At 64.9% G+C, this 21,299-nt stretch carries 23 protein-coding genes; 12 read left to right on the plus strand and 11 right to left on the minus strand.

Annotated elements, in window-relative coordinates:
• The first annotated feature begins 166 nt into the window (after window positions 1-166).
• From recJ to BCCGELA001_RS18360, 3 genes are all read left to right on the plus strand, one after another.
• A complete protein-coding gene (recJ, locus tag BCCGELA001_RS18350; RefSeq protein WP_060735987.1) occupies window positions 167-2,008 on the plus strand; it encodes a single-stranded-DNA-specific exonuclease RecJ in 1,842 nt (613 codons plus the stop codon).
• 38 nt (window positions 2,009-2,046) lie between these two features.
• Complete coding sequence (locus BCCGELA001_RS18355) at window positions 2,047-2,856, plus strand: SDR family NAD(P)-dependent oxidoreductase (protein WP_008558697.1); 810 nt, start codon at window positions 2,047-2,049, stop codon at window positions 2,854-2,856.
• A 96-nt stretch (window positions 2,857-2,952) separates the two neighbouring features.
• On the plus strand, window positions 2,953-3,744 hold the full coding sequence (locus tag BCCGELA001_RS18360; RefSeq protein ID WP_060735988.1) for an aldolase: 792 nt from the start codon (window positions 2,953-2,955) through the stop codon (window positions 3,742-3,744).
• 113 nt (window positions 3,745-3,857) lie between these two features.
• Here the strand turns inward: BCCGELA001_RS18360 and BCCGELA001_RS18365 are convergent, their stop codons facing one another.
• On the minus strand, window positions 3,858-5,087 hold the full coding sequence (locus tag BCCGELA001_RS18365) for a lytic murein transglycosylase (protein WP_060735989.1): 1,230 nt from the start codon (window positions 5,085-5,087) through the stop codon (window positions 3,858-3,860).
• A 144-nt stretch (window positions 5,088-5,231) separates the two neighbouring features.
• On the opposite strand from BCCGELA001_RS18365, the gene BCCGELA001_RS18370 reads away from it, so the two are divergent.
• On the plus strand, window positions 5,232-5,492 hold the full coding sequence (locus BCCGELA001_RS18370) for a hypothetical protein (RefSeq protein ID WP_060735990.1): 261 nt from the start codon (window positions 5,232-5,234) through the stop codon (window positions 5,490-5,492).
• A gap of 68 nt (window positions 5,493-5,560) precedes the next feature.
• Window positions 5,561-5,812 (plus strand): hypothetical protein, encoded by a 252-nt coding sequence (locus tag BCCGELA001_RS18375; protein WP_008558713.1) that lies wholly within the window; start codon window positions 5,561-5,563, stop codon window positions 5,810-5,812.
• A 28-nt stretch (window positions 5,813-5,840) separates the two neighbouring features.
• Here the strand turns inward: BCCGELA001_RS18375 and BCCGELA001_RS18380 are convergent, their stop codons facing one another.
• Window positions 5,841-6,362: a MarR family winged helix-turn-helix transcriptional regulator gene (locus tag BCCGELA001_RS18380; RefSeq protein ID WP_060735991.1), complete on the minus strand. Its 522-nt coding sequence runs from the start codon at window positions 6,360-6,362 to the stop codon at window positions 5,841-5,843.
• 54 nt (window positions 6,363-6,416) lie between these two features.
• Here BCCGELA001_RS18380 and BCCGELA001_RS18385 point away from each other — a divergent pair, with 54 nt between their 5' ends.
• Together BCCGELA001_RS18385 and BCCGELA001_RS18390 are read left to right on the plus strand one after the other, a co-directional pair.
• Window positions 6,417-6,896, plus strand: coding sequence for a carboxymuconolactone decarboxylase family protein (locus BCCGELA001_RS18385; protein WP_008558728.1), 480 nt, complete (start codon window positions 6,417-6,419; stop codon window positions 6,894-6,896).
• Window positions 6,897-6,917: 21 nt separating this feature from the next.
• Complete coding sequence (locus BCCGELA001_RS18390) at window positions 6,918-7,418, plus strand: cupin domain-containing protein (protein ID WP_060735992.1); 501 nt, start codon at window positions 6,918-6,920, stop codon at window positions 7,416-7,418.
• A 24-nt stretch (window positions 7,419-7,442) separates the two neighbouring features.
• Here BCCGELA001_RS18390 and BCCGELA001_RS18395 read toward each other — a convergent pair whose 3' ends face one another.
• The 3 genes from BCCGELA001_RS18395 to efp all read right to left on the minus strand — a co-directional run bounded on the left by BCCGELA001_RS18395 (window position 7,443) and on the right by efp (window position 10,723).
• Window positions 7,443-8,429 (minus strand): DUF808 domain-containing protein, encoded by a 987-nt coding sequence (locus BCCGELA001_RS18395; RefSeq protein WP_008558733.1) that lies wholly within the window; start codon window positions 8,427-8,429, stop codon window positions 7,443-7,445.
• Window positions 8,430-8,510: 81 nt separating this feature from the next.
• Window positions 8,511-10,112, minus strand: a complete 1,602-nt coding sequence (locus tag BCCGELA001_RS18400) for a DUF4397 domain-containing protein (RefSeq protein ID WP_193409725.1) — start codon at window positions 10,110-10,112, stop codon at window positions 8,511-8,513.
• Between the two features lie 44 nt (window positions 10,113-10,156).
• Window positions 10,157-10,723, minus strand: coding sequence for an elongation factor P (gene efp, locus BCCGELA001_RS18405; protein ID WP_008558737.1), 567 nt, complete (start codon window positions 10,721-10,723; stop codon window positions 10,157-10,159).
• Between the two features lie 162 nt (window positions 10,724-10,885).
• Here efp and epmA point away from each other — a divergent pair, with 162 nt between their 5' ends.
• From epmA to BCCGELA001_RS18420, 3 genes are read left to right on the plus strand one after another with little or no spacing between them, the layout of a single operon-like run.
• Window positions 10,886-11,938: an EF-P lysine aminoacylase EpmA gene (gene epmA / locus BCCGELA001_RS18410; protein WP_060735994.1), complete on the plus strand. Its 1,053-nt coding sequence runs from the start codon at window positions 10,886-10,888 to the stop codon at window positions 11,936-11,938.
• A complete protein-coding gene (locus BCCGELA001_RS18415) occupies window positions 11,935-13,029 on the plus strand; it encodes a lysine-2,3-aminomutase-like protein (RefSeq protein ID WP_008558748.1) in 1,095 nt (364 codons plus the stop codon). The genes epmA and BCCGELA001_RS18415 overlap by 4 nt, the downstream gene beginning before the upstream one ends.
• Window positions 13,030-13,072: 43 nt before the next feature.
• Window positions 13,073-13,327: a hypothetical protein gene (locus BCCGELA001_RS18420; RefSeq protein ID WP_060735995.1), complete on the plus strand. Its 255-nt coding sequence runs from the start codon at window positions 13,073-13,075 to the stop codon at window positions 13,325-13,327.
• Between the two features lie 54 nt (window positions 13,328-13,381).
• On the opposite strand, the gene BCCGELA001_RS18425 is transcribed toward BCCGELA001_RS18420, so the two are convergent.
• From BCCGELA001_RS18425 to BCCGELA001_RS18455, 6 genes are all read right to left on the minus strand, one after another.
• The gene (locus BCCGELA001_RS18425; protein ID WP_008558759.1) at window positions 13,382-14,467 is read right to left on the minus strand and encodes a 3-deoxy-7-phosphoheptulonate synthase; all 1,086 of its coding nucleotides are present in this window, start codon (window positions 14,465-14,467) and stop codon (window positions 13,382-13,384) included.
• Window positions 14,468-14,701: 234 nt separating this feature from the next.
• Entirely contained in the window at window positions 14,702-15,280 is a 579-nt protein-coding gene (locus BCCGELA001_RS18430) for an HdeD family acid-resistance protein (protein WP_008558760.1), read from the minus strand.
• A gap of 69 nt (window positions 15,281-15,349) precedes the next feature.
• Entirely contained in the window at window positions 15,350-16,390 is a 1,041-nt protein-coding gene (locus BCCGELA001_RS18435; protein WP_060735996.1) for a PrsW family glutamic-type intramembrane protease, read from the minus strand.
• A gap of 532 nt (window positions 16,391-16,922) precedes the next feature.
• Window positions 16,923-17,177: a hypothetical protein gene (locus BCCGELA001_RS38155; RefSeq protein ID WP_008558775.1), complete on the minus strand. Its 255-nt coding sequence runs from the start codon at window positions 17,175-17,177 to the stop codon at window positions 16,923-16,925.
• 79 nt (window positions 17,178-17,256) lie between these two features.
• Complete coding sequence (locus tag BCCGELA001_RS18450; protein WP_060735997.1) at window positions 17,257-17,883, minus strand: PilZ domain-containing protein; 627 nt, start codon at window positions 17,881-17,883, stop codon at window positions 17,257-17,259.
• Between the two features lie 173 nt (window positions 17,884-18,056).
• The gene (locus BCCGELA001_RS18455) at window positions 18,057-18,746 is read right to left on the minus strand and encodes a hypothetical protein (protein WP_236840714.1); all 690 of its coding nucleotides are present in this window, start codon (window positions 18,744-18,746) and stop codon (window positions 18,057-18,059) included.
• Between the two features lie 130 nt (window positions 18,747-18,876).
• Between BCCGELA001_RS18455 and BCCGELA001_RS18460 the strand changes: the two genes are divergently transcribed.
• Both BCCGELA001_RS18460 and BCCGELA001_RS18465 read left to right on the plus strand, forming a co-directional pair.
• Window positions 18,877-20,709, plus strand: coding sequence for an acyltransferase family protein (locus BCCGELA001_RS18460; protein WP_008558792.1), 1,833 nt, complete (start codon window positions 18,877-18,879; stop codon window positions 20,707-20,709).
• A gap of 219 nt (window positions 20,710-20,928) precedes the next feature.
• Window positions 20,929-21,213 carry a hypothetical protein gene (locus tag BCCGELA001_RS18465; RefSeq protein ID WP_008558795.1) on the plus strand — a complete coding sequence of 95 codons (285 nt, stop codon included), beginning with the start codon at window positions 20,929-20,931 and terminating at the stop codon, window positions 21,211-21,213.
• Window positions 21,214-21,299 lie beyond the last annotated feature (86 nt).

A 21,299-nucleotide genomic window follows, 5' to 3' on the forward strand; every position in this document is an offset into this window, starting at 1 on the left:
ATTTGCTGTTCGGCCGAATGCCCAAATGATAGTCACTCCGCGCAGCAAAGCGGCAATCCACCGCTTTATGCCGCGCGGACATTGCTTATCTCGGGGGATTCCGGGTCAATCACTCGGACGGCCGACCGCCGTCACCTTTCCGGGTTCCTCGAGCCATTCGCCTTTCATGACGCCCTCCGCCACCGCATTGCCTGTCGAAGCGCCCCAGGCGTTCCTGGGGGTGGCACGCTCGCTCACCGACAAGCTGTGGCGTGACCGGCTGGACGGGCGCGGAGCGGCCAAGGCGCTCGCCATCGTGCAGCGGCACCAATTGCCGGAACTGCTGGCGCGGGTGCTTGCGGGCCGCGGCGTCGATATCGACACCGTGCCGGACTTTCTCGATCCGACCATCCGGAAGCTGCTGCCGGATCCGTTCACGGTGACGGAGATGGAGGCCGCTGCCCGGCGAATCGCGGATGCCGCCAGCAAGGGCGAGAAGGTTGCGATCTTCGGCGATTACGACGTCGACGGCGCGACGTCGGCGGCGCTGCTCGCCTGGCATCTGCGCCATTGCGGCCTCGATCCGCTGATCCACATCCCGGACCGGATCTTCGAGGGTTACGGCCCCAACACCGAGGCTGTGCGCGCGCTGGCGGCGAAGGGCGCCACGCTGCTGATCACCGTCGATTGCGGCACCACCAGCATCGAGCCGCTGGCCGAGTCCAAGCGGCTCGGCATGTCCGTGGTCGTGATCGACCACCACCAATGCGGCCTCGATCTCCCCGAGGTCGATGCGCTGGTCAATCCGAACCGCTCCGACGATCTCTCCGGCCTCGGCCATCTCGCCGCCGTCGGCCTCGTGCTGGTGACGCTGGTTGCCGTCAACCGCGAGCTGCGCCAGCGCGGCTTCTGGAGCAGCGAGATGCCCGAGCCGGATCTGCTCGGCATGCTGCACCACGTCGCGCTCGGCACCGTCGCCGATGTCGCCCCGTTGATCGGTCTCAACCGCGCCTTCGTCGCCAAGGGCCTGATCGCGATGCGGCGGCGAGACCATGTCGGCCATACCGCGCTGATGGACGTGGCGCGGCTCAACGGCCCGCCGGAGGCTTGGCATCTCGGCTTCATGCTGGGGCCGCGCGTTAATGCTGGCGGCCGTATCGGCCGCGCCGATCTCGGCGTGCGGCTGCTGCTCGAGGGCGACAGCGTCGAGGCGGCGCGGATCGCCGCCGAGCTCGACCGCCTCAACAGCGAGCGCCGCGTCATCGAGCAGGCGGCGGAAGCCCAGGCCGAAGCCGAGGCGCTTGCCTCGATCGGGCTCGAGGACAAGCTCGGCGTCATCGTCACGGCCTCCGAGGGCTGGCATCCCGGCGTGGTCGGCCTCGTCGCCTCCCGCCTAAAGGAGAAGTTTTCGCGGCCGGCTTTTGCCATCGCGCTGGAGCCTGGCGGCATCGGCACCGGATCGGGCCGCTCGATTGCCGGCGTCGATCTCGGCAAGGCGGTGCGGCAGGCGGTCGCCGACGGCATCCTGCTCAAAGGCGGCGGCCACGCGATGGCCGCGGGCGTGACATTGCGGAAAGAGAAGCTCGCTGAATTCCGCGCCTATATGGAGCAGGCACTGGCACGCGACGTCGCGGAAGCCCGCCACGTCAACGAGCTCTATGTCGATGGCGCGGTTTCTGCGCGCGCCGTGACGCCGGAGCTTGCGACCACCCTTAACCGCGCCGGTCCGTTCGGCAGCGGCAATCCCGAGCCGGTGCTGGCCTTGCCGGCGCATCAGCTCGTCTATGCTGACGAGGTCGGGCAGGCGCATCTGCGCCTGCGCTTCAAGTCGGGCGATGGCGCCATCGTCAACGGCATTGCCTTCCGCTCCGTCGGCCAGAAGCTCGGCAATGCGCTGCTGGCCAATCGCGGTCAGCAATTGCATGTCGCGGGATCGTTGTCGGTCGATCGCTACCAGGGCGTCGAGCGTGTACAATTTCGTGTCGTCGACATCGCGCTACCGGACCAGGGGCCATCCGTGATTAGATAAAGCGTGAGACCGCTCAAATAACAAAAAAGGGAGTGAACATGGCAGGGCAGGTTGAGGGCAAGGTCGCGCTGGTGACGGGCGGCGCTTCTGGCATTGGCGAGGCCATCGTCGAGCTGTTCGCGCGCGAGGGCGCGACCGTCATTGCCACCGACATCGACGAGCTGCGCGGCCCAGAATTGGCCCAGCGCATTACCAAGGCCGGCGGCAAAGCGATCTTCCTGGAGCAGGACGTCACCAGCGAGGAGCGCTGGATCGAAATCGTCGCCGAGATCGCCAAGCGCTACGGCCGGCTCGACATCATGGTCTCCAACGCCGGCATTGGTATTGCCGTGCCCTCGATCGTCGACATGACGCTCTCTGATTGGCGCAAGCAGAATGCGATCAACCTCGACGGCGTGTTCCTCTCGGTCAAGCATTGCCTGCCCCTGATGCGCAAGACCGGCGGCGGCTCGATCGTGATGATGTCCTCGCTGGCGGGCTTGCGCGGCGCCCCCGGGCTGTCGGCCTATTCGCTGACCAAGGGTGGCGTGCGGCTGTTCGCCAAATCGATCGCGATGGAATGCGCGGCCGCCGGCGACGGCATCCGCGTCAACTCCGTGCATCCCGGCATCATCGACACGCCGATCTGGGGCAAGATCCCGACCGGCGCGACCGGTGCGGGCCAGAACGCCCCGATCGATCCCGAGGAGCGCGCCAAGATCGCCACGCCGCTCGGCCGCGCCGGTCAGGCTGCGGAGATCGCCTCCGGCGTGCTGTATCTGGCCTCCGATGCCTCGCGTTACGTCACCGGCAGCGAGCTCGTCATCGACGGCGGCATGAACGCCGGGGGCGTGCCGCGGCGCGCATGAGCTGCGCAGGGCAGGGTGGCGGCCGCAGGGGCTGACGCGCCTGCGCCAGCCCTGTACAACACGGGCAGCTTCCTTCCGACAGAGGTGTCCTTCGCCATGGCGCACAGCCTTCACGCGTCCTCGCCCGCGCCGCATCGTTCGAACCGGCCGGATCTCGCCACTGACGCGATCCGTACCGCGCGCGAGGATCTTGCCGCCTGCTTCCGCATGGCCGCGCGCAACGGCTTCGAGGAAGGCATCTGCAATCACTTCTCGGCCGTGGTGCCCGGGCATGACGATCTCTTCCTGGTCAACCCCTACGGCTACGCCTTCCGCGAGCTGTCCGCCTCGAAGCTTCTGATCTGCGATTTCCACGGCAACGTGCTCGACGGCGAGGGCGTGCCCGAAGCGACCGCCTTCTACATCCACGCCGAGATGCACAAGCGCCTGCCGCGCGCCAAGGTCGCCTTCCACACCCACATGCCCTACGCCACGGCGCTGTCGATGACGGAGGGCGAGCCGCTGATCTGGGCCGGCCAGACCGCGCTGAAATTCTATGGCCGCACCGCCGTCGACCGCGACTATAACGGCCTCGCACTCGACAACCGCGAAGGTGCGCGCATTGCGTCCGCCGTCGGCGATGCCGACATCGTCTTCATGAAGCATCACGGCGTGATGGTGCTGGCCCCGACCATTGCGGAAGCCTGGGACGATCTCTATTATCTTGAGCGCGCCGCCGAGGTGCAGGTGCTCGCGATGTCGACGGGGCGGAAAGTCCTGCCTGTCGATCCCGCTGTTGCGGCCGAAACCTACCGGCAGATGCGCGAAGGCGATTCCGAATCCGCACGGCTGCATCTGGCCGCAATCCGCAGGCAGCTGGACGCCGAGGAGCCGCAGTACCGGCACTAGTCTTGCGACGGCCGTCGTAGCCCGGATGGAGCGCAGCGCAATCCGGGATTAGATCTGCGATTGACGCCCCCCGATTACCCTGCGCTCCATCCGGGTACGGGCCAAAGTAAGCCCTACGAGCCCTGCCGCAGCTTCGCCAGCACCTTCAGCCCGCCATAGCCGTCCGCCGGCGCAATCCCGACGCGCTGCTGGAAATCCTTCACCGCCTTCATCGTGTCGTTGCCGACGCGGCCGTCGGTACCACCGGTGTCGAAGCCGGCCTTGGTGAGGCGAGTCTGCATCTCCTGCACCTCCGCGAGCGTCAGCGCGCGCTCGGAACCCGGGAAGGGCTGGATGAACGGTGGCGCACCCAGGCAGCGGTCGCCGAGATGGCAAATTGCCAGCGCATAGTTCATCGACGGATTGTAGCTCTTCACCGAATAGAAGTTCGGCCCCAGCAGGAAGGTCGGCCCGCCCGCGACCGGCGTCCATAGTTGCGCGGATGCGTTCGGCTGCGGGAACGACTGCCCGTCGGCGCGAATGACGCCGGCCGAGGCCCAGGCGGCGTAGGTGCGGCTCCCGCTCATGCTGCCGGGCGCGCGCACCTCGTAGCCCCAATGCTCGCCGCGATGCCACTTGCCGCGATTGACGAGGTACTTGGCGGTCGAGCCCAGCGCATCGTCCGGCTTGCCGAAGGGCGAGACCTTGCCATCGCCGTCATAGTCGATGCCGACATTGAGCCAGACTTCCGGCATCCATTGCGAATGCCCCATCGCGCCGGCCCAGGACCCCTGCATCTGCTCCGGCGTGCTCCAGCCCTTGTCGACGATGCGCAGTGCGTTGATCAGCTCGGTCTCCCAATAGGTCTTGCGGCGCGGCTCGTTCCAGGCGAGCGCGGCGAGCGAGGGAAATACCGGCCGCATGTGGTTCTGCTGCACCAGCGGATCGCCATAGGCGGACTCGACGCCCCACAGCGCCAGCAGCGTGCCGCGTTCGACGCCGTAATCGCGTTCGACGCGCGCGAGCAGCGCCTCGTTGTTCTTCAACGCGATCTTGCCGTTGATGATGCGCCAGTCGGAAACGCGGCGGTTGATGTACTGCCACACCTGCTCCTTGAATTCCGGCTGATTGCGCATCTGCTTGAACACGCTCATATCAGGCTCGACCCGCGCCATCGCGCGTTGCCAGGTCGCGGCAGAAATGCCCTTCGCCATCGCACGCGCGCGGAAGGCTTCGCGCCATTCGTCGAAGCCCGGAGGCGCGGCCAAGGCGCGTGTCGAAAGCGTCAGCAAGGCAGCTGCACCCAGCGTTGATTGAAGCAGGTTGCGGCGCGTCGGACGAGGTGAGGAATCAGCGTGTTTCATGGGCGCATTCTAGCCTGAAACATGGCGCGTGTGTGCGGGTTCCTGGAACAGGAAGCGGCGTAATCCGCAGGGTCGGACGTGCCATTTCATCGGAACAAACTGTCGCAGTCCAGCATTCCTCCCGCATCACACGAGGAGAACAAGATGAGGAAATATTTATTTGCCGCCGCGATGGTCACGGCCATTGCGACGCCTGCATTCGCTGATGAAGTCGGCGTTCACGTCGGCCCGGTCGGCGCCGGCGTGACGGTTGGTCAGTCCCATGAGTATCGGGAGCGAGATCGCGATCGCGACCGCACCACTGTAATCAAGGAGCGCGAGCCCGCCGACCGGACCACGGTGATCAAGAAGGAAGATGAATTCGGCAATCGCGAGAAGACGGTGATTCATCACGACAACGACTGACGAAGCAGGGCCCCGGTTCGATGCCGGGGCCTTCCTTTCGAGCGCTGGACAAATCGATTCGGGGTCGAATGAAGATACACGCGCATGCGGAAAGTCGTGTCGTCGAGCTCGACGACGGATCGCAATGGCAGATCTTTCCCGGCGATCTCGCGACCACGTTGAGCTGGAAACCCGAAACCGATCTGCACCTGGAGCCGAGCCGCGACCACGTGAGTTCGCATGTGCTGGTCAATGCCGCGGATCGAACCCGCGTGCGGGTGATCGCAGCAGGCGAAGGCTGGCCCGATGGCGAGGTCAAGAATGCACTGAAGGGCGGGTAGCACGCTTCAGTCGCGACCGGCAGGGCGCCTAATCCTCCTGTAACTCGGTCGCGATACCGGTGAGCCAGCGCCGGATCGCAGCCTCCGTCTTGTCATCCAGGCCCCGGGCGAGGCGCTTCTCCAATTCGAGCACCCGCTGTCGGCACGCCTTCAAAAGCGTCGCGCCGCGCGGCGTCAGCGTCCACTGCTGGATACGGCCGTGGACCGGATGAGGCGTCATCGTGATGGCACCGTCACGTTCGAGATTGCGAATGATGACGCCGACGGTCTGGGGCGTCAGGAAGGTGAGGCGCGCGACATCGGCCCCCGACAGGCCCGGATAGGCGTTGAGCATGGTCAGCACCGCGAATTGCGGCGACGTCACCCCGAGATCGGCGAGGGTGCGCTCCATCTTCAGCCGGACGGCGGCATGCGCCTGGCGCAGGAGATAGCCGATATAGCCTTGCTCGCCACGCTTGCCTTCGCCGGGGGCGGGTACGTGCACAGGGCCGGCGTCGGGGGCGTGGTGGGGAATTTTCGATCTCGTGACGGCTGCGGTCTTGCGTGACATGTAAGAGCTCTTATAAGGTGTAAGCACACTTACAATAAGACGAGGTGAGCCGCAATGTCACACGCCCGCAGCGAATACGAGGATTTCAAGACGATCGCGCCGGACGTTTTCGATGTGGTGCTGGCGCTCGGTCAGCTTGCGACCAAGGCCGGTCTCGACAAGCAACTCATCGAGCTCGTCAAGCTGCGCGCCTCGCAGATCAACGGCTGCGCCTTCTGCGTGCAGCACCACGTCCTGCTGTCGGAACGGATCGGCGTCCCCGTCGACAAGCTCCATCTGGTCGCGGTCTGGCGCGAGGCGCCGATCTTTTCCGCGCGCGAGCGCGCGGCGCTGGCTTGGGCGGAGGCGTTGACGTTGCTGCCAGATGGCGTCAGCGACGAGGTCTATTCGGAGGCAAGTCGCGAGTTCTCCGAGAGCGAGCTGACCTACCTGACCTCGGCGATCGCCTCGATCAACGTCTGGAACCGGTTTGGTGCGGCCTATCGCTGGACACCGGCGAAGCGGCCGATGACGGCGAATGCCGCTGCATCGTAATCGCAGAATGGGGAGGTCAACATGACAGCAATGAGTTTGGCCGCGCAGCGCCCGATGCCATCACGGTCGATGGCGATCGCAGCGATCGGAGGGCTCGCCTGTGCGCTTGTGATCGGCAAGGTGCTGCCTGTCACGATCGACAGCGTGTCAGGCGCATTGGCGCCGCTGTGCGCCACGGCTGCGGAGGGCTCGCCGCTCGACAAGGTCGAGCCGATCGGCTCCTACGCGCTGCCGAACGTGCCCGGCAAGCGCGTCACCATCGTGCGCGTGTCCTACGGTCCGGGCGGGTTTTCGCGGCCGCATCGTCACGCGGGATCCGTCACCGCCTATATCACCAAGGGCGAGATCCGTTCTCAACTCGGCGGCGGCCCCGTCGAGACCTTCGGCGTCGGGCAGTCGTTCTTCGAGCCGCCCGGCTCGACGCATCTGGTCTCGGCCAATGCCAGCATGACGGAGCCGGCGGAATTGATCGCTGTGTTCGTTGCGGACGAGGGCGCGCAGCTCACGACGTTCCTGGAGTAGGTCGCGCTCGTCCGCGACCGCTGGTCAGGTCGGCTGCGATCGCCGCAACAGTTTCCATGCCGGTGAGAGACCGTATTCGACCATCGGAATGGCGATCGCGCCGACAAGCAGCCCAAGCACGCCCGAGATGGCCGCCTCGACCGACCATTCGATGATGCCGCCAACTGAGGGAAGGAGGTGTGCGGCAGCCTCGGTTGCAGCATGGACCGCGTGGCCGATCGCGGGCGGGCCGTATTTTTCGATGCCGTGCAGGATGATGCCGCCGCCGACCCAGATCATGGCGGCAGTGCCGATCGTGCTCAGCACCGCCAGGAAGACGGGCATGCCGCGGACGACCGCGCGACCGAGCGCGCGGATCGCACCGCCAATGACAGAGGCGCCGTCATAGCGCGCAAGGGCCAAGCCCATATCGTCCGCCTTCACGATCAGGGCCACCACGCCGTAGACCCCGACAGTGATGCACAGGCCGACCAGCGCAAGGACGAAGGCCTGCGTCCAGATGCTGCCCGCCGGTAGGGCCGCCAGCGTGATCGCCATGATCTCCGCCGACAGGATGAAATCCGTCTTGATGGCGCTCGCGACCTTCTCGTCCTCGACGGAGCGGGCATTCAACGCAATCGGCTGAAGCTGCGCTTCGTGCTGATGCGCATGATGCGGCAGCACCGCTTCGAGCACCTTCTCGGCACCCTCGTAGCAGAGGAAGGCTCCGCCCAGCATCAGCAGCGGCGTGACTGCGGCAGGCAGGAAATAACCAAGCAACAGGGCAGCCGGAAGCAGGATCAGCAATTTATTGCGGAGCGATCCGAGCGCAATCTTGCCGACGATCGGCAGTTCGCGTTTGGAGGCAAAGCCGATGACGTAGTTCGGCGTGACGGCCGCGTCATCGATGACGACGCCAGCCGCCTTTGCACCCGCCTTCGCAGCCTGGCTTGCCACATCGTCGAGCGAGGCTGCCGCCACCTTTGCAATCGCCGCGATGTCGTCGAGAAGACCGATCAGTCCGACACTCATATCAACCCTGTTCCTTCTTCGCTCCAAGCCGGCGGTGTGAACGACGACACACTTCTGCCCGGCATTGGAACGAGCAAGCCGTCAATTATCTTCGCCGCTCGATCCCTCGCGCAGGTCCGGCTTGATAACATCGTCAGGCAGCGCATGTGCCACAGGCTGCGCCGTGACGGCAATCTCCGGACCGACCTCGCGGCCGCGGGCGCGGATCAGGCGCTCATAGGACGAGACCAGCGTGACGTAGGGGCTGACCCAGATCCAGCCGTCGCGGGTGAACACCTGCACGTCGAAATGCAGGTGCAGCGAGGTTCCGGCGGGACGGTCGAGATAATTCGAGACGACGCCGATCTTCTCGCCTTCGGTGACGAGGCGGCCGTTGACAAGGCCGTCGCCGTTCATCGCGTGCGGGTTCATGTGCATGTAGCGGAAACGGATGTGCTCGGTGCGGCTGTTGACTTGCAGCGTCGCGGCCTGGTCCTTGGCGGCGCGGATCACGATTGCGTCGCGCACGGCAACGACGCCGCGCTGTTTGGGATCGCAGGGCTCGCGGCCCTCGCCGGCCGGCGGGCAAGCGGCGGCGCGGATGTCCTCGCCTTGGTGGCCGTAGCCGCCGGCGCACTGCCACACCTCGAAGCTGCGGGATTCGCAGAAATTGTCGCGCCAGGGATAAGACGTTGGGCCGTCGTTCTTGTCGCGCTTGCCGTAGGATTGCGAGCGGACGAAGGCCGGCGCCTTCTCCAGCGGGAAGCGGATCTGCGCATAGGCCATGGCGTCGGGATGGCCGCCCTGCTTGCGATAGCCGGTGTTCGGGATGATGTCGCCGCTCGGACGATAGCTGAAATCCGGCGAACGCGCCGTGGGGCGATCGATGACGCTCGAGGCAACGTCCATCAGCGGCCGCATCCGTTGCCCGCCGGCGACCCGCAGCGCCTTCAGGAAGCGCTCGGCCACCGGATAGGCTTCCTTGCAGGCGAGCCGCCGCGGCTTTGCGACGCTGTCGAGGCACTGAACTGACACAACATAGGCTACGCCGAAACGGGTGAAGGCGTAGCGTACATAGCCTTCGCGGATGAACCTGCGCAGGTCTGGATAAGTTGCGGCGAGAGGTTTGACCGGCTCGCCCTTGCCCCCCGAGGGGTCGGCGATGTCATAGACGAGCGCCGAGCCCGTGATCTGCACCTCGACGGGCCTTGTGAAGACGCGGCTCGGCATCCCGTCGCCGGCACCGGGCTCGAGCGAGAAGGTCGCGCTATAACCGGCCGGGCCGGCATCGAACATGTCGACGGAATTGAAGTCGGCTTGGTAGCGCGACAGCGCGAGGGTCGCTGGTGCGCCATTGCGTTGCGCCTCGAGATACGCGGCGGCGTCGAACGGCAGCAGCACGGGCACGGGGCTGCGGGCGATGCCGGTGAAGAATTGCGAGGAGACCGCGTTGAGCTGCACCAGCGCAGGCACTGCGCGCGGATCGTAACGCGGTACCGAACGGCGGGGCACGAAGATGAAGTCGCCTGCGATCCGGGGACGGCTGTTGATCTCAGTGCGGAGCTGGTCGAGCGCTGCGCGCCAATCGACGCGCAGGGCAGTGAGTGAAGGGCTGCGAAATTCGTCCGCAGCAAGCGGGGTGGCAATGAGGAGCGAAAGCAACGCCAGAAGGTGCGAGACGAAGCGGAAACCTTTCCCAACCACTGTCTCGCCCCCCGCGGCACCTGTTGCGATCGCTCTGCTCCCCGTCAGTCTTTGGCGCGCTCGGAGTAGGAACCGTCTTCGGTCATCACCACGATGCGGGTGCCGACCGAGATGTGCGGCGGCACGGTGGTGCGCACGCCGTTGGAGAGCACCGCGGGCTTGTAGGAGGAGGAGGCGGTCTGGCCCTTGGTCACTGGCTCGGTCTCGACCACTTCCAGCGTCACGCGCTGCGGCAGTGCGATCGACACCGGGTTGGTGTCGTGCATGGACAGCTTGACTGTCATGTCCGGCTGAAGATACGCGGCCGCGTCGCCGACGACGTCCTTGGGAACCTGGACCTGGTCGTAGGTCTCTGGGTTCATGAAGTGGTAGCCGTCGCCATCTTCATACAGGAAGGTGTAGTTGCGCTCTTCGATCGTGGCCTTTTCGACCTGGTCGGTGGTCTTGTAGCGTTCGGAGATCTTTACCCCGTCCGAGATTCGGCGCATTTCGATCTGGCTGACCGGGGTGCCCTTGCCGGGATGGATGTTCTCGGCGCTCACGACGACATAAAGCTTGCCGTCTTGCTCGATCACGTTGCCCTTGCGAATAGAACTGGCGATGACTCTCAAAGCTGTATTTCCTGCTTGCTTGGCCCGGCACCGGCCAGGACATGGTCAAATCGATGGGGGACTTGGGGCCTCAAATCGGACCTCGGCGCCCGTTTCGGGCCGCAACATACTGATTTTGCCGTTGGATGCCAGCGTTTTGCTGTCCCAAGGGGCGGTCGGGTAATGGCTGGGGACAAGCCGATGTCGCCGTTCTGGTCGCCCGAGCGGCACCTCGACCGGCGGCCCTTCCTCCAGGCCAGGGGGGCCATTAACGCGGCCTTGCGGGGCTTTTTTACCGAGCAGGGCTTCGTCGAGGTCGAAACCTCGGTCCTCCAGGTCTCCCCGGGCAATGAGACCCATCTGCACGCCCCAAGGACCGACATCATGCGGCCGGATGGCAGCCGCGCCAGCCGATATTTGCGAACCTCCCCGGAATTTGCCTGCAAGAAGCTGCTGGCGGCGGGTGAGAAGCGGATTTTCGAGTTCGCCCGGGTGTTCCGGGACCGTGAGCGGGGCGACCTGCATCTGCCTGAATTCACCATGCTGGAATGGTACCGGGCCGGCGCTCCCTATGACGACATCATGAACGACACCGTGGCGGTGATCGTCCGGGCTGCGCAGGCGACCGGAATCCCGGCTTTCTCGTTCCGAGGCCGGACCGCCGACCCCTTTGCCGAGCCGGAGCTTGTCACGGTCGCGGGCGCCTTCGAGCAGTTCGCCTGCATCGATCTCTTGTCGACAATCTCGGGCGGCGAGGGTAACCGTGCCGCGCTTGCCGAGGCGGCCGGCGGGAAGGTCCGTGTGACCGAGGACGACACCTGGTCGGACATCTTCAGCAAGGTCCTGGTCGAGCATGTCGAGCCGCATCTGGGGCAGGGGCGTTTGACCATTCTGTTCGAATACCCATCTCCAGAGGCGGCGCTGGCGCGGGTCAAGGCGGACGATCCGCGGGTTGCGGAACGGTTCGAGGTCTATGCCTGTGGCGTCGAGCTCGCCAACGGCTTTGGCGAGCTCACCGATGCCGAGGAGCAGCGCAAGCGCTTCACGGAATCGATGGCGGAAAAGCAGCGCCGCTACGGCGAGGCCTATCCACTCGACGAGGATTTTCTCGCCGCCGTTGCCGCCATGCCGGAGGCGAGCGGCGTCGCGCTCGGCTTCGACCGGCTGGTGATGCTGGCGAGCGGCGCAGCGCGAATTGATCAGGTGGTGTGGACGCCGCCTGCAGGTGAGAGATGACGAAGACCTGCCTTGTACGGACATTGCGCGAGCCGGCCGAGCTCGTGGCGGAAGGCCTGGCGCCCGCCGCTGCGCTGCCCGCGCTCGAACGCGTTGCCGCGCGCTATGCAGTGGCGATCACGCCTCATCTCGTCGAGCTGATCGATGCGACCGATCCCGAGGATCCCATCGCGCGGCAGTTCGTTCCCACAGCGGCCGAGCTGGATGTGCAGCCGGGCGAGAGCGCTGATCCGATCGGCGATCATCCGCACTCGCCGGTTCCCGGTATCGTGCATCGCTATCCCGATCGCGTGCTGTTCAAGCTCGTTCACGTCTGCGCCGTCTATTGCCGCTTCTGCTTCCGCCGCGAGATGGTCGGGCCTGGCAAGGACAACGCGCTCTCGGACAGCGCCTATCGCGCGGCGATCGACTACATCCGCGCCCACGACGAAATCTGGGAAGTCATCCTCACCGGCGGCGATCCGCTGATGCTCTCGCCGCGACGCATGAGCGAGATCATGGCCGATCTTGCCGGAATCGGCCACGTCAAGATCATCCGCCTTCATACCCGCGTTCCCGTGGCAGATCCCGCCCGCGTCAGCGACGAGATGGTCGCCGCGCTCAAGGTCGAGGGCGCCACCACTTGGGTCGCACTACACGCCAACCATGCGCGGGAGCTGACCGGAGCAGCGCGCGCCGCCTGCGCGCGGCTGGTGGACGCCGGCATTCCCATGGTGAGCCAGTCCGTGCTTTTGCGCGGCGTCAATGACAATGTCGCCGCTCTGTCGGATTTGATGCGAGCTTTCGTCGAATGCCGGATCAAGCCTTATTACCTGCATCACGGCGATCTCGCGCCGGGCACCGTGCATTTGCGAACGACGCTGGCCGAAGGACAGGATTTGATGCGGCAGTTGCGCGGGCGGGTATCGGGGCTGTGTCAGCCTGACTATGTCATCGATATTCCCGGCGGCGCCGGCAAGTCGCCGGTCGGGCCGAATTATGTGTCAGTGACACAAAATACCGCAGCCGACGCGCGTGAAGCGGGAGCCGAAACGCGGTATCGTATCGTGGATTATTGCGGCGACGTTCATCTCTATCCGCCCGAAACCTGACGGTGCTGGAGCGGGGCGTGGGTTTGAGAATGGAGAAGCGAACATGAAAAAAATCATGGTGGCAGCATCGCTCGTGATCTTGCTCGGCGGCGCGGCTTCTGCACAGACCGGCGGCTCCAAGGGATCGACGTCGGGCGGCGCGAGCTCCGGGACGGCCTGGCCGGCGCCCGTCGGTCACCGCCAGCCGCGCGCGGCCGACGTGCCGAGCGAGAAGAATCTGAGCAATCCGAACACGCCTGCGAACAAGGAAGACGCGGAGCTCGATCGCAAGATCAAGAGCATCTGCCGCGGCTGCTAGGCGGTGACATTGCGGGCGGGCGCGACAGCTTCGCCCCGCCCGCAATGATTTCAGCTAGGCCGATCGCTCGTGCAGCCCTGCGCGCTGGCTGTTGCGGCGGATCTCGACCGCGTCGGCGAGCTGCTCGAGCGTTGTCGCCGTCGTTGCCCAGTCGATGCAGCCGTCGGTGATGCTCTGCCCGTAGGTGAGCGGCTTGCCCGGCACCACGTCCTGCCTGCCGGCGATGAGATTGCTCTCGATCATCACGCCCATGATGCGGCTCTCGCCTCCGGCGATCTGACCGGCAATGTCGGTCATCACCTTCGGCTGGTTCTCCGGCTTCTTGGTCGAATTGGCGTGGCTTGCATCGACCATCACGAGCGGCGCGACGCCGGACTTGGTGAGCTCGTTGCACGCCGCCGCAACGCTCGCTGCATCGTAGTTCGGCTCGCTGCCGCCGCGCAGGATGACGTGGCAGTCCTCGTTGCCCGCGGTGGACGCAATCGCTGAACGGCCAAGCTTGGTCACCGCCATGAAATGATGCGGATGCGAGGCCGACTTCACGGCGTCCGCTGCGATCCGCACATTGCCGTCGGTGCCGTTCTTGAAGCCAACCGGGCAGGACAGCCCCGATGCCAGCTCGCGATGGATCTGGCTCTCGGTCGTGCGCGCGCCGATCGCTGCCCATGACACGAGGTCCGCGATGTATTGCGGCGTGGTCATATCAAGGAATTCGGTGCCGGCGGGCAGGCCGAGATTGTTCACGGCCGAGAGCACGTTGCGCGCGAGCCGCAAGCCCTTGTTGATGTCGAAGCTGCCGTCGAGATCGGGATCGTTGATTAGGCCCTTCCAGCCGACCGTCGTGCGCGGCTTCTCGAAATAGACCCGCATCACGATCTCGAGCTGGTCGGCAAGGTCCTCGCGCAGTTTTGCCAGGCGCTCGGCGTAGTCGAGCGCGGCCTTGGGATCGTGCACCGAGCACGGGCCGACCACGACCAGCAGGCGGTCGTCCTGGCCGGTGAGGATGGCGTGGATGGCGTTGCGCGCCGCCATCACCACGCGTGTCGCGGTGAGCGTGCGGGGGACTTCGCACATCACCTCTTCCGGCGTGCTCAGCTCTTTCAGTTCGCGGATACGAAGATCGTCTGTCGTGCTCAGCACGGCGGGCTCCTGTTTGTTTCGAACCTGCCGGCCAATAAAAAAGCCGCCAGGTCTGGCGGCTTGTTCGGACGTCTGCTTCAATATTCAGATTGAGCGTGATCCTCCTGCCGCCAGCAAGCTGTCGTAGCTAAAGTACCAAAAATAGCTGGTGGCGACGGTGATCATGGTAGCGCATATAGCGTGCCGCTGACGCCTTGTCACCCCCCAAACCGCTTTAGAGGCGACGAGCCCGTCTCAGGTGTTGCTTTTGCGCGCCGCCAAAGCCATGCCGATCAGGGTGGCGCCGCCGAACAGCAGGTTGATACCGACGAGGACGCCGATTGCCCATTCCGCCGAGCTCGGCAGTCCCGTGATCACCATGAACGAGATCGCGATGTCGACGAGGCCCGAGATCAGGAGCCACGACCATCGGCTGCTCAAATCACGACGATGCTCCAGCGCGTACATGATGGTGGCGACGCCTTCGGCAAGGAAATAGGCGGCGAGCACGATGGTCAGCGTCAGCACCGCCTGTATCGGTCGGGCCAGCAGAATTCCGCCGGCGAGCACTGCGAGCGCAGCGGAGATCAGCGACCACCAGAAGCCCGGCGTGCTGCGCGCCCAATAGGTCACGATCAGTCCACCGATGCCGCTGATCAGGAACATCCAGCCGAGGAAGATCGCCGTTGCCAGGCTTGCGAGCGGCGGCAGGATCAGCGCGGCAATGCCGAGGACAGCGAGCAGGATGCCTTCGAACAGAAAGGCCTTCCAATGCGCCTTGACCGCCTGGCTCATCTTGGATTGCAGGCGGGAAAACTCCTCGGGCGATGTCATGGTCTGGCTCCGGAACGAGAAGACTACGTCCAATCTAGTCGGTCCATGGCGCGCTTGCCATGCGGAGGATCAACGGCTGCCGGGCGCCGACGAAAAACCTTCGGCACTGGTGCGAATGCGGTTGCGGCCCAGAATATAGATCGCCGTCGTGACAATAAGAAGCGCAAGGCCGAGCAGGATCGAGACGAAGCCGATCGGGATCAGCGCCAGCGTGAGGTTGCGCTCGGGATTGATCAGCCAGTGATGGATCGAGGTCAGCACGAAGGCGAGGCCGAGAAAGCCGACGCCGCCGCCGGCGAGCAGCAGCGCCCACATCCGGCGCAGCTGGCTGAGCCGCTCGCGGGCGACGTCGGTCCGGGGCGCGTGATGCCGTGCGACGCGCCGGACCAGGCGAATGGCGAAGGCGATCGAGCTGAAGCCGATCAACAGGCTCGCCGCGCCCAGCCACATCCGGAGCGTCGGGTCGAGATCCGGCATGCGCTGAAGCGTCAGCAGCGGGAAGTCGAACGCCGAATGTAGGGCGAGCGGGCCTGCGAAGATCAGCAGGCGGCTGGACAGGCGGGCCCAATCGCGATTGTGGCGGTTGGCGCCCAGCGCGGTGCCGGCCCGGGCAATGGTGAGGTAGGCGCCGGCGATGATGCCGAGCGCGCCGTGGAACGGCACCGTCAGCACGCTGCGCAGGGCCGCCAGCGAGCGCCACATGTCGGCATGATGCACGAGGTAAGCGAGGTTTTCGTAGGCGGCGAAGCCGAGGCCGACGGCCGCGCCATAGACCACGGTGTCCATCGGATTGGCAAAGGTCCGCCGCTTGGTCGAGGAGATCAGCACGATGGCGATCACCTTGACGGCTTCCTCCGGAAGGGCGACGCCGAAGACCGAATGCATGGCGAGCGCCGCCCAGGGGTCGTCGGGCGCTGCAACCATCTTGGCGAAGGGGGCGCGGGCGATGCCCAGAAGCGAAATGCTGGCAGCTCCAAGCAGGAAGGCGGTCCAGACCTGTGCGGGCGGGCCAGGGCGCTCCTCGGCGGCGATGACGAGCCACAATATCAGCAGCGCCGGGGCGATGGCGGCAGTTCCGATGACGGTGGGTAACGCTTCAATCAGGTACATCGGCGCCGAAAATAGGTTCCCTTGATCCGCTAATCTACGTCTACCGATGCGACCATGTGTCATGCGGATGCTGTCGCCTCGCTTAATGGGCGCGACAGCCGGCATTCATCAGGGCTGCCAAATGTAGAACAAGAGCGCAATCAATTGCATGCCATCACCAATTCGCCTTCGATGGCAGGAGTCATCCGCTGCTTCGTTCGAAGCGCGTTTCATTAGCCGCATCAATAGAATGTACGGAGTTTCTTGAGTCTCGGTGCAGTCGGCTGGCCCAGATGGGGCCAGAACCGGGACTTACGGCCCGGACGGCCAGCAGCTACCTCGAACGGCCTAATCACGCTTCGTTGTGGACCGTGTGCGAGTGGATGCGGTCCGGCGGCTCCGCGCCTGCTCCATCTGCCAGAAGACGCGTACGAGGCACGTGCCCAGGCACAGCACGATGAGCAGTAGCAGTACGGCTTGGTCGACGGCGGGGATGTGCATCATGGCGGTGATAAAGCACAGCCCATGCCACACGTTCCCGGCGATGGTGCGTTCAGTGGGTGGTGAACGGCGATGGCCCGCCGGGGGCGATATCGAAGGCTCCGAGATGGAATTCCTCGCCGACGGCCTCGTGCGGTTCGGGATCCTGCAGGAGCGTGAACGCGGCCTGCGGATATTGCTTCCAGATCTCGAGGTCGTCGGCGGTGATGGTGAGCCAGCCGAAGGTGTAGATGTAGCGTCCGGGCTCGGTGACCCGGCCGACCCTGTCCCAAGTGATCTTATCAACTGTGGTCTTGTCGACTGCCATTCGGTCCCCCGATCGCAAGTCTGCAGGGGCAAAAGCTGACCCGGCAATGGGGCCGCTATAGGGCAGCGATGCGGAAGGGTCAGGCCGACTGAAGCATGGGTGGCCGGACGACCAGACGGATGAGATCGTCCCGGGACTGCTTTTCGGCGAATTTCACCGCGAAGCCATGGTCGAACTTGCGGATCACGCGACCGACGCAGGCGCCGACCGCAAGCGGGGTTCCGACCGGCGGATCGTATTCGCAGGAGATCGCGACGCCGGCGGTAGAGACGTCGATGATGAAGCACGGATGGGTGCTGCCGTCGGCGAGCGTCAGGAATGTGTGCGAGACCTGCGGTACGAAACGCGCGTCGTTCCGCAATTCCTGGACGCTGGCGTCCTTCTGCTTCTTCTCGAGCCAGGTCAGCTTTTCCGACATCCAGGCGCGCCGCGCCCGCGTCATGTCGAGCTCCATCAGGAAGCCCGATTTCAGCGTCGCGCTGATCGTGCACTGGAATTCGCCGAAATCCTGGAAGTAAGAGGTGAGGCGCTCGCCGACCCTGCCGACGACGGGCACGTCCACGATCATGCGGAAGGGCGAGACCCGCTTGGTGCGGCAGGCGAAGCTGCGGAGCTTGCCCTCGCAATCGTACCAGCGCGGCAGCGAGTAGCTGCCGCTCACGGTCACTTCCACTGCACGCTGCCTGAGGAACTCCGCAACAGACATGAACGCCAACCGGTTTGGGTGAATTCCGTAATTCCACGGTAGCCGTCAAATTCTAAGCAAACGATACCGTCGCTTCCGAGCAGGGGTAAATTTCCGGTAAATACGCGGGCGGGATGTGACGAAACCACTCGTGGCGCAAGGTCACAACGTCGTCATCGCGCGGACGGCGAGGGTCAGGCCGTCCCGAGCAGCACCAGCAGCGCCAGAAGACCCACGAGGATCACGAACTTGACCGTCGTCCAGATCAGGCCGTCCGGGCTGATCGTCAATCCGAACCACGGACCCGTGCGCCGCACCGTCAAGGCTGCGAGCGCATCGAAGATGGCGAGCGCGAGGGCGATGCCGCCGATGGCCGACCATGACAAGGTCGGGGGCATCCATGGCGCGAGCCAAGCGGGGACGGCGTCTCTGATGGACACGAGCAGCGCGATCCAGCCGAACCAGAACACGGAGCTCTTGATGATATCGGGCCCGATCGTATCGGGCTCGAACCTGATGCCGATCGCGCCAAGCGCGCTTTCGATGCGCGGGCCGTCGGCCAGGAAAACAAACGCGCCGACGTAGAGGGGAACGCGGGACCGGAAGAGCAGCGCGACGATGCCGAACAGGATCGCGTAACCGAAGGCATCACCCAGGATGGCCGTGACCGAAGCGAATGGCGACTGGGCCGGCGGATGTGCCGCGCTGGCTTGGGGCTGCGAGCGGGTGCGCGCCATATGCTCCAGCATCCTCGCACGACGGTCCGGCGCGTAGGGCATCACGGGCCGCATCCATGGCGGTAGCGTCGGCAAGGCAACGCCGGACGGCTCTTCCGAAATGGTCTCGCGCGGCTCCATCGACCTGCACCGGTTCCGATCGAACATTGGTCGGCGTCCGGGTGCGGGGAGGTTCAAGCTGGCCGGCGAAATCGGCCGTTCCTGACGGCTCCATTTCAGGACATTGCCGGTCTGCATCCGATTGTGTCGCAGGGCGAATGCCGCTACGTCACGTCCAATGACGCCCTCCGAGAATTACCGGCCGGACATCGATGGACTCCGGGCCGTCTCGATCCTGCTGGTGGTCTTGTATCACGCGCACCCCTGGCTGCTTCCCGGCGGGTTCGTCGGCGTCGACGTCTTCTTCGTCATCTCCGGCTTCCTGATCACCCGCATCCTGCTGAGCCCTGGCGGGATGCCGATCTCGACCTTCTATGCCCGCCGGATCAGGCGCATCTTTCCGGCCCTGATCGCGGTTCTGCTGGTCACCGCTGCGATCGGCTGGGTCATCCTGCTGCCGCCGCAGTTTCGGCTGCTGGGCGAGAACATCGTCGCCAGCGTGCTGTTCGCCTCGAATCTGTTCCAGCTCGGGCAGCTCGGCTATTTCGCGCCGCTGGCCGCGGAAAATCCGCTGCTGCATCTCTGGTCGCTCGGCGTCGAGGAGCAGTTCTATATTTTCTGGCCGTTGGCGCTTGGCCTGCTGGCGCGTTCGCCCCGGCGTCGGCTGTACATTCTCGGCGCGCTTGCGCTGTCGCTCGCCGCCAGTGCGGTGCTGGTGGTGACGCATTCGGACTGGGCCTTCTACGCGCCGGTGCCGCGCGCCTGGGAGCTGTTGATCGGTGGGCTGCTGGCGGAGGCCAATCTGGTCAGGAAGTGCGGCAGCCATCTTCTCGGCGGGATCGGCCTTGCCGCTATCGCAGCGTCCGCGCTGCTGTTCGACCGCGCGATGCCGTTTCCCGGGTTGCTGGCGCTCGTACCGGTCGTCGGCGCCGCGCTCGTGATCGTATCGCCGAACGCCGTGACGAACCGCCTGCTGCTGTCGAGCCGGCCCGCCGTGCTGCTCGGTCTGATCAGCTATCCGCTCTATCTCTGGCACTGGCCGCTCCTGACCTATCTCGGGATCATCAGGCATGGGGTGCCGAACTTCCTCGAGATCTGGGGCGCGATCCTCGTGGCAACTGTGCTGTCGATCCTGACCTTCCACTTCATCGAATGGCCGATGCGCAATCGTGGCAATTTGGCGCCGTCCCTGTCGATCGCACTCGGCACGGCCGGCGTGATCGGCGCGGCCATCGTCATCACGGCGGGTGTTCCCTGGCGCTTCCCGCAAGAACTGCAGGCGATCGCGCGCGTGAGCACGGACGACAACCCCGCCTTCCGGGATCGCTGCTTTCTCGAAGCGCCCGGCAGCGGTTTCGACGCGGGCTGCATCGGGCCCGGCGGCGGGCCACTGCTGGTGCTGTGGGGCGATTCGAATGCGGCAGCGCTCTATCCGGCGCTCGCGCAAGCCGCACAACACGCCTCGTTCCGTGTCGGCCGCTTCACCGCGCCCGGCTGTGCGCCAATTCTCGATGCCGGACCGAACGCCGGCTGCACCGCCAGCAACGGCAAGGCCTTTGGCCTGATCGCAGCGGCCCGACCCGACATCGTCGTGCTGCATGCGATGTGGGGCTTCGACAACGACCTGGAGAAACTCGGCGGCACCGTCACCGCGCTGCGAAACGCCGGCGTCTTGCGCGTGGTGATCGTCGGGCCGCCGCCGGTCTGGAAGCGCACGCTGCCGCACGCGATCATCAACCACTACCGCTTCTCGCATGAACTCCCGGACCGGCTCGGCTCCGGCGTCTCCGGTCCGGCCGAGGACGAGCTGATGTCCGGCTTCGCTAGATCGGCCGGGATCGGCTACGTCTCGCTGCGCAAGGTTCTCTGCGACATCAGGCAAGAATGTTTGGTGCGTACGCCGGAGCGGGAGGTGATTGCCACCGATACGATCCACCTGTCGCCGGGTGGTGCAAGGCTAGTGCTCGGGGTCATCGGCGGGGAACTGTTTCGGGCGGGTGGCGCTCCCTAGCGGAGCAGATTTTCGAGCTGCTTCAGAATGTTGGTGGAGTGTGGGTCTCACGGCTTCCCCATGAAGTTTCAGGACTTTCTCCTGCCTGTGGCCCACTCCTTCGGCGTCTCGCACGGCGGCTTACCTCGCTTGTGAATACCAAGGACATTCCAAACCCAGGGTTGCGACGCAGCGCCGAGGGTCCATCCTGGTCGCCTACTAGAATCAGGAGATTCGGATATGGCCCTTTTTTTGGTGACATGGGACCTGAACAAGCAGCGTGCCAACTACACGCCGGCCCGAAACAACCTTATCAGCTATCTTTCAAATTTTTCTCACATCAAAGATCCAGGCCTAAATTCTGTGTGGTTCATCGAGGCCCACACCACCGCGGCAGATATGGTGACCAAAATCGAGCAGCATCTTCACCCGAGTGACCGTCTTTTCGTCACGTTGCTCATTCGCGGGCAATGCGAGGGTTATGTTTCGGATACGGTCGTTAAGTGGGTCAATGCAAGAACGTAGGACTGGCCGGTCTCATCCCGCGCGGTATTTTTTCTAGTTTCTGGAACATTGACTTCGACAATATATTCTATAGATTGGAAGATACT

This window comes from Bradyrhizobium sp. CCGE-LA001 (assembly GCF_000296215.2).
GTDB lineage: Bacteria > Pseudomonadota > Alphaproteobacteria > Rhizobiales > Xanthobacteraceae > Bradyrhizobium.